This window comes from Cryptosporangium minutisporangium, assembly GCF_039536245.1.
GTDB lineage: Bacteria > Actinomycetota > Actinomycetes > Mycobacteriales > Cryptosporangiaceae > Cryptosporangium > Cryptosporangium minutisporangium.
Genome location: NZ_BAAAYN010000001.1, coordinates 48,559 through 61,007 on the forward strand (window position 1 = coordinate 48,559; position 12,449 = coordinate 61,007).

Below are 12,449 nucleotides of genomic sequence, written 5' to 3' on the forward strand. Positions count from 1 at the left end.
TTTCCCAGGCCCGCTCGTTTCAGCGGCGGGCCGACGGCTCGGCGGTCCCCGCGGCGTCCGAGGGCACGACGGCGTCGGCGGCTTGCGCCGGGGTCAACCGGGGGTAGAGCACCGCGATCAGCGCGACCCCCACCGCACCCCCGACCAGCTGCGCCGCGATGAACGCCGGTGCCGACGACGGGGCGATCCCGGCGAAGGTGTCGGAGAACATGCGGCCGACCGTGATCGCGGGGTTGGCGAAGCTGGTCGAGGAGGTGAACCAGTAGGCCGCGCCGATGTAGGCCGCGACGGCCGCCGGTGCGGTCGCGGCTCGGCCGGAGCGGGCGAGGGAGAAGATCACGAGCACCAGGCCGGCGGTGGCCACGACCTCGGCGAGCAGATGTGGGCCGGTGGCCCGCTCGGTGCCGCTGACGCTGACCGCAGGCTGGGCGAACATCGCGTTGGCCAGCACGGCTCCCGCGACACAGCCGACGATCTGCACCGGCACGTAGGCGGCGGCGGTACGCCACGGCAGCCCGCCGAACGCGGCGTCGGCCAGCGAGACGACCGGGTTGAAGTGGGCGCCGCTGACCGGTCCGAACATCAGGATGATCGCGAACAACCCGGCCGCGGTGGCGGCGGCGTTCTCCAGCAGCTGCAGCCCGACGTCGTCGGAGAGCTGCTGCGCCGCGATGCCGGATCCGACGACCAGCGCCGCGAGCAGCGCGCTACCCAAGCCCTCGGCGAGTAGTGGTCGGACCAGCGGAAAGGGGACCCGGCCCTTGACTCCAGACATGCGCACACCATACTTGGCTCAAGATTTATTGAGTCAATAGCGATTGAGGTGAATGTCGGGTGGGCGTGTCCGAGGACGTCCGGCGCCGGGCGGCGCTGCACGCCGCACTCGGCGAACCGGTCCGTCTGGCGATCGCCGACCGGCTCGCCTTCGGCGACGCTTCACCCGGCGAACTCGGCGCCGCGCTCGACGTCCCGACCAACCTCCTCGCCCATCACGTCCGCGTCCTGGAGGAAGCCGGAGTGATCCGGCGAGGCCGTTCGGAAGGCGACCGGCGACGCAGCTACCTCCGCCTGGCGCTCGACGACCCCCGGGTGGCTCGCCTGACCGCTCCGTTGCCGACGCCTCGGCGTGCGGCCGCTGATCAGACCGGCTCGAGCGCCGAGCGGGTCGTCTTCGTCTGCACTCGCAACTCCGCACGCTCGCAGCTGGCCACCGCCGCGTGGGCCCGCGTCAGCCCCGTACCCACCGCCTCGGCGGGAACCCATCCGGCGCCGCGGGTCCATCCGCGGGCCGTGCGCATCGCGCACCGGCACGGCCTGCACCTCGACGCCGCCGGAACCGCACGCCTCGACGAGGTCGTCCGCACCGGCGACCTCGTCGTCGCGGTCTGCGACAACGCCCACGAGGAACTCGCCGGCCCGTCGAGCCGCCTGCACTGGTCGATTCCCGATCCGGCGCCGCTCGATACCGACGAGGCCTTCGAAGCCGCCTACCAGCTGATCACCGAACGCGTCGACCGACTCGCCCACGCCGTCCACACCGACGCGCTCCCGGCCTGAACTCCGAGTAAGGAACCCCGTCATGGCTGACAAGCCCAGTGTCCTGTTCGTCTGCGTCCACAACGCCGGCCGCTCCCAGATGGCCGCCGGGTGGCTCACCCACCTGGCCGGCGACACCGTCGAGGTCCGCTCCGCCGGATCGGCCCCCGCCGACTCGATCAACCCGGTGGCGGTCGAGGCGATGCGCGAGGTCGGCATCGACATCACCGACCAGAAGCCGAAGATCCTCACCACCGACGCCGTCCAGGCCTCGGACGTCGTCATCACGATGGGCTGCGGCGACACCTGCCCGATCTTCCCCGGCAAGCGCTACGAGGACTGGGAGCTCACCGACCCGGCCGGCCAGGGCATCGAGACCGTCCGCGCGGTCCGCGACGAGATCCGCGGCCGCATCGAGAAGCTCCTCGCCGAACTGGGCGACGCGCCGCGCGCCTGACGCGTCGAGGGCTCAGCGTCGGGCGGTGACCGCGGTCGCCCGGTCCGGCGTCCGCGCCGACCGGGCGGCCGACACCGCCCACCGCGCCAGGAGCAGCACGGTGGTCACCTCGGCCAGCCCGAGCAGCCGCTCCACCCCGCCCAGCGGGATCGCCCGCCACCAGCGGACGCCCGTCCACGGCTCGGACAGCAGCGCCCAGAGAATCGGCGAGAAGCAGAGCAGCGAGGCCACCCCGCCCAGAGCGACCAGCCGCGCCGGACGCTGGGCACCCGGCCCGCGCTGGTGCGGCGCCGCGGCCAGCAGCGCGCCGGCGGGCAGGCTCAGGAACGCGAGTAGGCTCGCCGCCCGGTGGACGTCCCCGCTGAACGACGGACCCACCGCCCAGTTGTGCTTCTCGAACCACACCACGCCGACGAGCCCGGCGACCCACAGCAGGAGCGCCACCACCGCCCCCTGGCGTGCCACGCCGGCGCGCCGCAGCGCGGCCAGCACCGCCAGCGACCCCGCGGCGAGCAGCAGCGTCGCGACGTCGAACACCCAGCCGTTGGAGAGCAGCGCGTACGAACTGATCGTGCGGCGGGTCCACCCCAGCGCCGCCGACGGCGGCACCAGGTGCAGCAGCGCGTACAGGGCCAGCGACGCCACCACGCACCCGACGCCCAGGCCGGACAGCGTGAGCACGGCGCGGTATCGGTTCCTCATCGCCGTCCAGCGTGCCACTCGCCGGACGGCGGGCGGGCACGGGACCGTGCCCCCCGCGCGTCGCTCAGGCGACGACGTCCAGTACCCAGACGACGCCGAACCGGTCCCGGAGCATTCCGTAGAGCGGCGCCCAGCCGGCCGGTGCGAGGTCCTGGACGATGGTGGCGCGGTCGGACAGGCTCTTCCAGTAGGACGTGATCTCCTCGGCCGACGTGCCGCGGACCGAGACGAAGAACGCGTTCTGGCCGGGCTCCCACGGCAGGCTGCCCGGGACGTCGTAGGCCATCACCGCGAACCCGTCGGCGCTGCGGACCTGGCCCCACATGATCTCCTCCGCCGCGGCGGGGTCCTGCACATTCTGCGCGTCGGCGTAGCTGACGAGGGTGAGCTCGCCGCCGAAGACGCCTCGGTAGAACTCCAGCGCGGCGCGGGCGTCGCCGCGGAAGTTGAGGTGGGTAGTCGTGGTCACGGCCATGAGGGCTCCTTCGTCGATAGGGACGGCCGCCAGCCTCGGCGGAGAAGAGGACAGGATCTGGCCGCTACTCCGGGCATGCTGGGTGCCATGCGTCACACCTCCGGGCGGCTGCTCGCTCTGCTCTCGCTGCTGCAGGCCCGCCGCGACTGGCCGGGCCAGCTGCTCGCCGAGCGGTTGGACGTCAGCCCGCGCACCGTGCGGCGCGACGTCGACCGGCTGCGCGAGCTCGGCTACCCGATCCGGGCGGTCAAGGGCCCCGACGGCGGCTATCGGCTCGACGCCGGCACCCAGCTGCCGCCCCTGCTCTTCGACGACGAACAAGCGGTAGCGCTGGCCGTGGCGCTGCGGATCGCGGTCACCTCCGGGGCGGGTATCGAGGAGGCCGCCGCCCGAGCGCTGACCACCGTCCGGCAGGTGATGCCCGCCCGCCTGCGGCACCGCATCGACGCCCTGGAGCTGACCGCCGTCGAGCGCGGCGGCGTCCGCACGACGCCCCAGGCCGACAGTGGGGTGCTGCTGACGCTGGGCGCCGCGATCCGCGCCCGCGAGGTGCTGCGCTTCGACTACGCGCCCGCGACGCGCCGGGCCACCGGCGCCGCGGAGGGCGCCACGGACGACGCCGCGCAGGACCTCGTGCCGCCGCGCCAGGTGGAGCCGCACCACCTGGTCACCTGGGGCGGACGGTGGTACCTCGTCGCCTGGGACCTCGACCGGAACGACTGGCGTACGTTCCGCGTCGACCGGATCGTCCCGCGCACCCCGACCGGCCCGCGGTTCACTCCGCGCGAGGTGCCCGGCGGAGAGGTGGCGGCCTTCGTCGCCCATCGTTTCCGTGGCTCCGTCGGGCCGGATCCGTGGCCCTGCCGCGGCGAGGTGATCCTCGCGCTGCCCGCCGAGGTCGTGGCCCGTTACGCCGGCGACGGCGTCGTCGAGGAGCTGGCCCCCGACCGCTGCCGGCTGGTCCTCGGCTCCTGGTCGTGGACCGGGCTGGCCGCCGCCCTCGGCAAGTTCGACGCCGACCTCGAGGTGATCGACCCGCCCGAGCTGCGGCACGCGTTCGCCCGGCTGTCCCGGAGATACGCGGCCGCCGCGGCGTCGAAGGGCACCGCCTCCGCCTAAGGCGGGTCTCCGGCCGGGGCGCCACCGCCGGGAGGTACGGTCGGCACATGCGCCTCCCTACCGCAGCGATCACGGCAGGCTCTCTCATCGGCGGCTGGCAAGTCGCCCGCCGGACCGGCGTCCGGCCCCTCGGCGGCCTCGTCCTCGCGGCCGGCGGCGTCCTGGCGGGGCGTGAGTGGCTCCGCCTGACCAGCCCGGCGGTCACCGGCGCGCTGGTGGCGACGTACGTCGGCGCGTTCGGCCTCTCGCACCCGCTCGCCAAGAAGATCGGCTCCTGGCCGTCGGTGCTGACTGTCTCCGCGCTCACCGCCGCCGCTTCCTACGCCGCCGCGGACCGCCGCACGCTCTCCTGACCAGCGGGGGCCTCGATTGACTGATCGACGGTTGTTGCCGGCGCAGCTCGCCGCCGCGTCGGGCGAGGTGCTGCTGATGGGGCTCACGCCCCCGCGCCGAAGCGTCTCCCCCACCGAGGCGGCCCGGATCGCCGACGTCACGCTGGCCCGCCTGGACGGGCTGGGTCTGGACGGCCTGATCCTCTACGACATCGACGACGAGAGCGACCGCAACCCGGAGCAGCGACCGTTCCCCTACCTCCCGACGATGGACCCCGCCGTGTTCCACGCGGAGTACCTGTCCGCCTGGCGGGAGCCGGTGGTGATCTACCGCTGCGTCGGCAAGTACCCGGAAGCCGATCTCTCCGGCTGGCTGCGCACGGTCGACACCGACCGGGTGCTGAGCGTGTTCGTCGGCTCCTCGTCCTCCGCCAAGCCGGTACACACCCGTCTGAACCGGGCGCTCACACTGCGCGACCAGCTACGCCCCGACCTCGCCCTCGGGGCCGTCGCGATCACCGAGCGATACACCGCACGGGGCGACGAGCACCTGCGGATGGCGACCAAACAAGACTCCGGCTGCTCGTTCTTCGTCTCGCAGATCATCTACAACGTCGACGCGACGAAGAGCCTCGTCTCGGACTACTTCTACTCCTGCGTCGAACGTGGCGCGCAGCCCCGCCCGGTGATCTTCACGCTCTCGGTGTGCGGGTCGCTGAAGACGCTGACCTTCCTGAAATGGCTCGGGGTCGACGTCCCCCGCTGGCTGGAGAACTCACTGCAACGGTCACCGGACCCGCTGACCGACTCCTACCAGCAGTGTCTCGCCAACGCCCGGGAGCTGATCGGCTTCTGCCGGAGCATCGGGATGCCGTTCGGCTTCAACGTCGAGAGCGTCTCGATCCGGAAGGTCGAGATCGACGCGTCGGTGCTGCTCGCCAAGGAGATCGGCGCCCTGCTCCACCGGCTGTGAGCCGGACGACGGACGCGTCACCCCATGACGTCGGGGTGGAAGTAGTCGCGTAGCGACGCGATCAACCCGTCTTGCAGACGGAAAATCTGCACCAGCGACACCGACGAACCGTCGACGAACACCGCGTCGACCTCGGCGATCAGCAGCTCGGACGCCGGCAGGTGCAGCACCAGCCGGGACCGACCGGCGTCCACGGCACCGGTCGCCGGCTGCGGACGCCGGTAGTACTCCCCCAGGCCCCGGCGGATCTCCGCGCGCCCTTTCAGCCGGGCGGGGAACGGATGTCCGGGCGGCACCAGTGGCGCCTCGAAGACACCGTCCTCGGTGAAGAGGTCGGCGACCGCGTCGGCGTCTCGCCGAATCGCCCCCGCCCCGACGTAGCGCTCGTAAATCTCCTGTGGCGACGGCACGACACCTCCCGTTGAGGACCGGTCAGGAATCAAGAAGCACTGGTCACCGGCCCGCGCCTAGCGTGATCGCCATGGACGTCACCGTCCACCGAATCCCCGGAAAGGACCTCACGATGACCGCCATCAAGTCCCTCGTCCTCGAGACCCCCGACGCCGAGGCCGCCGACGTTTTCTACACCACCGCCTTCGGCCTGAACGGCCAGGTGGCCGTCCGCTCCACCGACGCACCGAGCGAGGGCTTCCGCGGATACACCCTCTCGCTGGTCGTGTCCCAGCCCGCCAACGTCGACGCGCTCGTCGGTGCCGCCCTCGACGCCGGCGCCACCACGCTGAAGCCGCCGTCGAAGAGCCTGTGGGGCTACGGTGGCGCGATCCAGGCACCGGACGGCGTCATCTGGACGATCGCGTCGTCCTCGAAGAAGAACACCGGTCCGGCGAGCCGGGAGTTCGACGACATCGTGCTCCTGCTCGGCGTCGACAACGTCTCCGCGACCAAGCAGTTCTACATCGGCCACGGCCTGACCGTGACGAAGAGCTTCGGTAGCAAGTACGTCGAATTCGCGGCCCCGGACGGCCACGTGAAGCTCGCGCTGTACAAGCGCCGCGCGCTGGCCAAGACCGCTGGTGTCTCGCCGGAGGGCTCGGGCTCCCACCGGATCGTCGTCAACAGCGACGCCGGATCGTTCACCGACCCGGACGGGTTCGTCTGGGACGTCGCGCCGGTGTGAGGCCGCCGTCGGAGGCCGCGCGGTTGTCTCTGCGGGCGAGACGATCAGAGCCGCGCGAGCGAGTACCGGACCCCGGTGAGTCGTTCGGACCGCGCCCACAAGTCGGCAGCGAGTTCTGCGTTCCGGGAACTGCGACTGGTCCGGACGGTCGTCGGATGGCCACGACGCTGCAGCAGCCCGTCCGGCCCGACGCAGACGCCATCGAGACCGGGCACGGTCGCCGCGTAGAGGATGGGCAGCGCACCCATCCGGGGCGACTGCGCGGGCCCGCCGGCCAGGATCTTGCCCTGCAGCGACCGGTCCCGTCGCTGCCCTTCGGTCGCGGCGACGCCCGGGTGCGCCGCGACCGAACCGGTGCTCCGACCGGCCGCGGACAATTGCCGGTCCAGTTCGTAGGCGAAGAGCAGGTTCGCCAGCTTCGACTGCCCGTACGCTAGCCAGCGCTGGTAGCGGCGACGTTCCCAGTTCAGGTCGTCGTCGATCCGGCCGAGCCGGTGCAGACCACTGGAGACGGTGACCACCCGGTCGCGCACCCGGTCGAGCAGCAAGCCGGTGAGCGCGAACGTCCCGAGATGGTTGGTGCCGAAGTGCCCCTCGAACCCGTCCGTGGTCGTGCCTTTCGGCACGCCCATGACACCGGCGTTGTTGATCAGCACATCGACGTCGTCCGCGACGCCGTCGGCGAACGCGCGCACCGAGGAGAGATCGGCCAAGTCCAGCGTGCGCACCTCGGTATCCCCGACGATCGTGTCGGCCACCGCGCGTGCCTTACCCGGGTCGCGGCAGGCGAGCACGACCCGCGCGCCCGCTCCGGCGAGCACCCTGGCTACCTGGGCGCCGAGCCCGCTGTTCGCTCCGGTGACGATCACCGTCGTACCCGTCCGATCGGTGACGTCGTCCGCGGTCCACTTCGTCATCTCGCGCTCCTCGGCCAGTAGTTGTGTCCACTCGCAGGTCCACGATCGCGCCCGGGCCCGCCCGGCGCGTCGTCCGGCGGGTGGCACCGCGGCTACGCCCAGCGCGGCAGGAGCGGGCACCCCGTACCGCGCGGGGCGCACGCGCGCGGGAACCGGAGCGTTCCGGCGCGCGTCGAAGGCTCATGATCCGGACCGCGTTCGTCGTCCTGGCCGCTCTCGTGCTGACCGGCTGCACGGAACGATCGGACTCGACCCTCACGCCCGCCACCCACGCCGCCTCGCCGGGAACCAGTCTGATCGGCAAGTCGTTCGAAGCCGTCGAGGTGACCGAGGACGGCGCCCGGCGGCCGCTCGTCCGCGGCACCACGCTCGAGGTCCGCTTCGGCGCGGACGGCTCGGTCGAGATGGAGGCCGGCTGCAACCGGCTCAGCGCCCCGGTCACGATCGGTCGCTCCCGGCTCGACGTCGGGCAGATCATTCAGACGGACAAGGGCTGCAGGGGTGTGCTGCATGCGCAGGACGACTGGCTGGCCGACTTCTTCGGCGGCGACCCGTCCTGGCGTCCGGAGGACACCGAGGTCGTGCTCGAACGCGGCACGACGACGATCCGGCTGGCGGTACCTCCGCCCGTGCGCCCGGAGGCGATCGTCGGCCGGAAGTGGGTGATCTACGGCCTGATCGACTCCGGGACCGAGGGCGGCATCCAACCCGGGTTCCAGCCGGACCTGAACTTCGACGGCTCGTACGTCACCGGAGACACATCGTGCGCCCAGCTGAGGGCTCCGGCGAGCGTCGGTGCGGGCACCATAGAACTGGGCACCGTCCGGCTGACCTCGGTGAGGCCGTGCCCCAGCGGGGGCGACGCCATCCACACCGCGATCATGGGCGTACTCGGCGGGGGCGCGACGCTCACCGTGACCCTCGAGGACCGCACGCTTCGCCTCATGTCCGGCGACAAGGGCCTGCTCCTGAAACCACGGTGACCGGCCGTCCGCCCGCGTTTGGCGGCGGCTCGGACCGGCAACGAGCGTGCCATGTGGACCACGGAGCACATGGGAACCGGCCGGATCGTCCGTCGCGCGATCGTGCTGGCGGCCGCCGGAGCCTTCGTCGCAGGCCTCGCGATCGTGGTCGAAACGCTGCGCAACCCGGACGTGAGTACGTCCGACGTGATCTGGGCGATCGTCCGCGGCCTCGTGTTCGCCTCCCTGGCCGCCGCGTGGGAGCCGTTGGCGCGACGGTTCGACCTCATGCAGCTTCCGAAACGGTCCGCCGAGCCGACCCGGGCCCACACCGTGGTGCTCAGCCTGATCGCTGTCGTGGCGCTCGTCGGACTGGGGTGGCTGATCGCCCAACCGGACGCGTCCGCGCTTCGGCGTACCGGCCTGCTCCTGGTAGCGGCGGGAGGAGCGCTGAGCGTCGGCATCGTGAGCCGTCGCCTACTGGGCCGGCGTGCCGCACGTCGGTCACCGTGCTGAGCGCCTGACCGTCAGGACACCGCGTCGAACCTGACGTCGTGTGACGCATCGGGTTCGAGGAATGCGAGCAGGTCGAGCCCTTCCGCCGTCGCGGCGTCCCGGTCGGCGGTGGACAGCGGCAGGAACGTCCGTACGACCAGTGTGGCATCGCCGCGGGTCTTCTCGACCGTCCACGCCGCCGCGGTGACACCGTCGACGAGCACGGGGTGCGGTACCGGCCCGTGCGGCGTCACCGCCTTGGTGCGGAACTCCTCGGAGACGAATCGGCCGCGGTCCTTGTGTGAGAGCAGCAGGTTGTCGAAGTCGTACAGGAACCGCACGGGTGCCGGCGTGTCCGGATCGGGACGCGGGGCGTCGGGCAGGTCGAGGTACCCGCCGGCGAACTCGACCAGCCGGAGCCGCTCGACGATCTCGCTCAACTTCGTGAGCCCGCACCACATCTGGATGTCCTGGACCGTCGCCGGTCCGTACGCGGCCAGGTACCGCAGCACCAACGTCTCCAGCGACGCGGTCCGTGCCGGCGCGTCGACCCATTCGTCCAGCGGCGCGTGCGTCGTGCGGCCGCTGCGTTTCCACACTCCCCGCGGCGGGATCTGCACCACCGGCAGAAGGTTGCGCACCGTGTACGCGAGCGCCGCGGCATCGTTGTCGGGCCACCGCTCCAGCAGCGCCTCGCCGAGCTCCGCCGGGGTGCGCGGCCGCTCGGCCAGGATTTCGTGGCCGGCCGCCACGACCGCGTCGGTGTCGAGCCCGCGCGTCCAGCGCCCGTGGGTGCTGTTGCGGAACAGGTCCCGGTCGAGTGCCGGCTGCACGAGCGGGCGCAAGGCCACCGCATCGGCCGCGCTGACGAAGTGGATCGTCGAACGCATCAACGCCATCCGCACCGCCCGGCGCGAGGTGAGCAGATCGGCCACGTCGGCGGGCGGGCATCCGGCGACACGCGCCCACAGACCGACGTACCAGGTATGCGGCGTCTGCGCCTGGAGGCCGACGAGGTGCTCGGTCACCTCCAGCGGCGGCAGCCCGGTCCGCCGCAGCAGGAACTGCCGCGCCAAGGTGGCCCGGTTCAACGCCCGGTGATCGAGCACGCTCATCGGCGTCCCCTCTCCTGGTTGTCGCGTACCTACTGGTTGTTACGGAAGAACTCGCGCATGTCGGCGACCAGCGTCGCCGGCGCATCGTGCGCGGAGTAATGGCTACCTTCGTCGTAGTACCGCCACGAGACGATGTTCGCGTGGTCGCGTTCGCCGAGCGCGCGGATCGACTGGAAGTCGTACTTGAAGTTGGCCAGCCCCAGCGGGACCGTCGTCGGCCCCTCCGGCTTGTCGGACGCGTGCCGGTCCTCGAAGTACAGCCGCGCCGCCGATCCGGCCGTGTTCGTGAACCAGTAGATGCTCACGTTCGTGAGCACGAGGTCGGAGTCGAGCGAGCCGATCAGCTGCGCGCTCCACGCCAACTGGGCCACCGGCGAGTCGGCCAGCGCGTGCGCGATCGTCTGCGGCGCGAGCGACTGCATCTTGTCGTGCGCGCCGCCGTTCTCATTCCACCACTGCAGGAACTGCACCCGGCCCCGGTCCTCGTCGGACAGTCCCTCGAGTTCGGCCGGGTCGCCCGACGGGAACGAGAACACCTGCGTCACGTGGACGCCGGCCACGTGCTGCGGGTCGGCCCGCCCGACCTCCGGTGCGATGAGCGCCCCGGCGTCGTTGCCATGGACGCCGTACCGCTCGTAGCCGAGGCGGCGCATGAGCTCCGCCCACGCCCGGGCGATCCGGTACCGGTTCCAGCCCTTCTCCGCGGTACGGCCGGAGAAGGCGAATCCAGGGATCGACGGGATCACGAGGTGGAACGCGTCGGCCGGGTCGCCGCCGTGCGCCCGCGGGTCGCTCAACGGCCCGATCACGTCGATGAAGTCGAGTACCGAGCCCGGCCAGCTGTGCGTGAGGATCAGCGGCGTCGCGTCGGGCTCCGGCGAGCGGACGTGCAGGAAGTGCACGTTCTGCCCGTCGATCGTCGTCGCGAACTGCGGAAAGGCGTTGAGCCGCTTCTCCCAGGCGCGCCAGTCGTACCCGTCGCGCCACCGCTGGACCAGCGACCGGACCCGCTCCAGTGACACGCCGTAGTCTTCACCCGCGTCGGGCAGCTCGTCGGTGAACCGGGCCCGCGCCAGGCGGTCGGCGAGGTCGTCGAGGTCGGCCTGCGGGATGTCGATCGTGAATTCGCGGATCTCTGTCATGCCGGAACCCTCGCACCGCATTAGGAGAGGTTCGTTCCTAATAGCGTGGGATCCTGAAACCATGTTGGAGACGTCCGCGCGCCTGTTGCGCCTGTTGTCGCTGCTGCAGAGTCAGCGGGATTGGACCGGCACCGAGCTGGCCGCACGCCTCCAGGTGAGCGGGCGCACGATTCGGGCCGACATCGAACGCCTGCGCACCCTCGGATACCCCATCGAGGGACTCCGCGGGGCGGTCGGCGGCTACCGGCTCGGCGCCGGCGCCGACATGCCTCCACTGCTGCTCGACGACGACGAGGCGGTCGTGGCCACCGTCGCGCTCCAGGCTGCCGCGTCGGGGTCGATCGGCAGCTCACCGCGCGGCGTGGAGGAGACCGCGCTCCGCGCCCTCACCAAACTCGAACGGGTGCTCCCGCCCCGGCTCCGCCGCCGGGCCACCGCCCTACGGATGGTCACCGTGGCCGTGCGTCCCGATACGGCCGGCCCGGTCGTCGACCCCGCCGTGCTGTCGACGCTGGCCGCCGCCTGCCGCGAGCACGAAGGCATCCGCTTCGACTACGAGTCCCACGGCGCGGTGGCCTCGCGGCGCGAGGTGGAGCCATATCGGCTCGTCAACTGGGGCCGCCGCTGGTACCTGTTCGCCTACGACCTGAGCCGCTCTGACTGGCGCTCGTTCCGCGTCGACCGGATCAGCCTGCGGACGCCGAACAACCCACGGTTCACCCCACGCCCGCTGCCCACCGACGACGTGGCCGCGCACGTCTCCCGCGGCGCCTCCGCGGCTGCCTGGCGGTACCGGACCGCCGTCATCGTCCACGCCCCGGCGGCCGACATCGCGGCCCGGATCAACCCCGCGGCCGGCTCCGTCGAACCCGGCGACGACGGCCAGTCCTGCGTGTTCCACACCGGCGCCGACTCCATCGAGACACTGGCGGTACACCTGAGTCTCCTCGACGCCGACTTCACGGTCACCGAACCGGTGGAACTGGTCGCCCATCTCCGCGCGCTGGCCGACCGTTACACGCGCAGCACGCGGGGAGGCTGACCGTACCCGCCCCGCGGCGACGCCGCCCAGCAGGCCCAAAAGGC

General features: G+C 71.8%; 16 protein-coding genes. 9 read left to right on the top strand and 7 right to left on the bottom strand.

The window, feature by feature from the left end; genetic code table 11:
* Positions 1 to 19: 19 nt before the first annotated feature.
* A complete protein-coding gene (locus ABEB28_RS00265; protein ID WP_345725845.1) occupies positions 20 to 775 on the bottom strand; it encodes an aquaporin in 756 nt (251 codons plus the stop codon).
* 59 nt (positions 776 to 834) lie between these two features.
* Here ABEB28_RS00265 and ABEB28_RS00270 point away from each other — a divergent pair, with 59 nt between their 5' ends.
* On the top strand, positions 835 to 1,557 hold the full coding sequence (locus ABEB28_RS00270) for an arsenate reductase/protein-tyrosine-phosphatase family protein (RefSeq protein ID WP_376980474.1): 723 nt from the start codon (positions 835 to 837) through the stop codon (positions 1,555 to 1,557).
* Positions 1,558 to 1,579: 22 nt separating this feature from the next.
* Positions 1,580 to 1,993 (top strand): arsenate reductase ArsC, encoded by a 414-nt coding sequence (locus tag ABEB28_RS00275; protein WP_345725846.1) that lies wholly within the window; start codon positions 1,580 to 1,582, stop codon positions 1,991 to 1,993.
* Between the two features lie 12 nt (positions 1,994 to 2,005).
* On the opposite strand, the gene ABEB28_RS00280 is transcribed toward ABEB28_RS00275, so the two are convergent.
* Both ABEB28_RS00280 and ABEB28_RS00285 read right to left on the bottom strand, forming a co-directional pair.
* Positions 2,006 to 2,695, bottom strand: a complete 690-nt coding sequence (locus ABEB28_RS00280) for a DUF998 domain-containing protein (protein ID WP_345725847.1) — start codon at positions 2,693 to 2,695, stop codon at positions 2,006 to 2,008.
* Between the two features lie 64 nt (positions 2,696 to 2,759).
* On the bottom strand, positions 2,760 to 3,170 hold the full coding sequence (locus ABEB28_RS00285; protein WP_345725848.1) for a VOC family protein: 411 nt from the start codon (positions 3,168 to 3,170) through the stop codon (positions 2,760 to 2,762).
* A gap of 87 nt (positions 3,171 to 3,257) precedes the next feature.
* Between ABEB28_RS00285 and ABEB28_RS00290 the strand changes: the two genes are divergently transcribed.
* The 3 genes from ABEB28_RS00290 (at position 3,258) to ABEB28_RS00300 (ending at position 5,594) form a co-directional block, all read left to right on the top strand.
* On the top strand, positions 3,258 to 4,289 hold the full coding sequence (locus tag ABEB28_RS00290) for a helix-turn-helix transcriptional regulator (RefSeq protein ID WP_345725849.1): 1,032 nt from the start codon (positions 3,258 to 3,260) through the stop codon (positions 4,287 to 4,289).
* Between the two features lie 47 nt (positions 4,290 to 4,336).
* Entirely contained in the window at positions 4,337 to 4,642 is a 306-nt protein-coding gene (locus ABEB28_RS00295) for a hypothetical protein (protein ID WP_345725850.1), read from the top strand.
* Between the two features lie 76 nt (positions 4,643 to 4,718).
* Positions 4,719 to 5,594, top strand: a complete 876-nt coding sequence (locus ABEB28_RS00300) for a 5,10-methylenetetrahydrofolate reductase (RefSeq protein ID WP_345726041.1) — start codon at positions 4,719 to 4,721, stop codon at positions 5,592 to 5,594.
* A gap of 17 nt (positions 5,595 to 5,611) precedes the next feature.
* Here ABEB28_RS00300 and ABEB28_RS00305 read toward each other — a convergent pair whose 3' ends face one another.
* Positions 5,612 to 6,004 (bottom strand): nuclear transport factor 2 family protein, encoded by a 393-nt coding sequence (locus tag ABEB28_RS00305; RefSeq protein WP_345725851.1) that lies wholly within the window; start codon positions 6,002 to 6,004, stop codon positions 5,612 to 5,614.
* A 113-nt stretch (positions 6,005 to 6,117) separates the two neighbouring features.
* Between ABEB28_RS00305 and ABEB28_RS00310 the strand changes: the two genes are divergently transcribed.
* Positions 6,118 to 6,732: a glyoxalase gene (locus ABEB28_RS00310; RefSeq protein ID WP_345726042.1), complete on the top strand. Its 615-nt coding sequence runs from the start codon at positions 6,118 to 6,120 to the stop codon at positions 6,730 to 6,732.
* Positions 6,733 to 6,776: 44 nt separating this feature from the next.
* Here the strand turns inward: ABEB28_RS00310 and ABEB28_RS00315 are convergent, their stop codons facing one another.
* Complete coding sequence (locus ABEB28_RS00315; RefSeq protein WP_345725852.1) at positions 6,777 to 7,649, bottom strand: oxidoreductase; 873 nt, start codon at positions 7,647 to 7,649, stop codon at positions 6,777 to 6,779.
* Between the two features lie 182 nt (positions 7,650 to 7,831).
* Here ABEB28_RS00315 and ABEB28_RS00320 point away from each other — a divergent pair, with 182 nt between their 5' ends.
* Together ABEB28_RS00320 and ABEB28_RS00325 are read left to right on the top strand one after the other, a co-directional pair.
* On the top strand, positions 7,832 to 8,632 hold the full coding sequence (locus ABEB28_RS00320) for an META domain-containing protein (RefSeq protein WP_345725853.1): 801 nt from the start codon (positions 7,832 to 7,834) through the stop codon (positions 8,630 to 8,632).
* Positions 8,633 to 8,683: 51 nt separating this feature from the next.
* Positions 8,684 to 9,127 (top strand): hypothetical protein, encoded by a 444-nt coding sequence (locus tag ABEB28_RS00325; protein WP_345725854.1) that lies wholly within the window; start codon positions 8,684 to 8,686, stop codon positions 9,125 to 9,127.
* An 11-nt stretch (positions 9,128 to 9,138) separates the two neighbouring features.
* Here ABEB28_RS00325 and ABEB28_RS00330 read toward each other — a convergent pair whose 3' ends face one another.
* Positions 9,139 to 10,221 (bottom strand): winged helix DNA-binding domain-containing protein, encoded by a 1,083-nt coding sequence (locus ABEB28_RS00330; RefSeq protein WP_345725855.1) that lies wholly within the window; start codon positions 10,219 to 10,221, stop codon positions 9,139 to 9,141.
* Positions 10,222 to 10,250: 29 nt separating this feature from the next.
* Positions 10,251 to 11,363, bottom strand: a complete 1,113-nt coding sequence (locus ABEB28_RS00335; RefSeq protein ID WP_345725856.1) for an epoxide hydrolase family protein — start codon at positions 11,361 to 11,363, stop codon at positions 10,251 to 10,253.
* Positions 11,364 to 11,424: 61 nt separating this feature from the next.
* Between ABEB28_RS00335 and ABEB28_RS00340 the strand changes: the two genes are divergently transcribed.
* Complete coding sequence (locus ABEB28_RS00340; protein WP_345725857.1) at positions 11,425 to 12,405, top strand: helix-turn-helix transcriptional regulator; 981 nt, start codon at positions 11,425 to 11,427, stop codon at positions 12,403 to 12,405.
* Positions 12,406 to 12,449 lie beyond the last annotated feature (44 nt).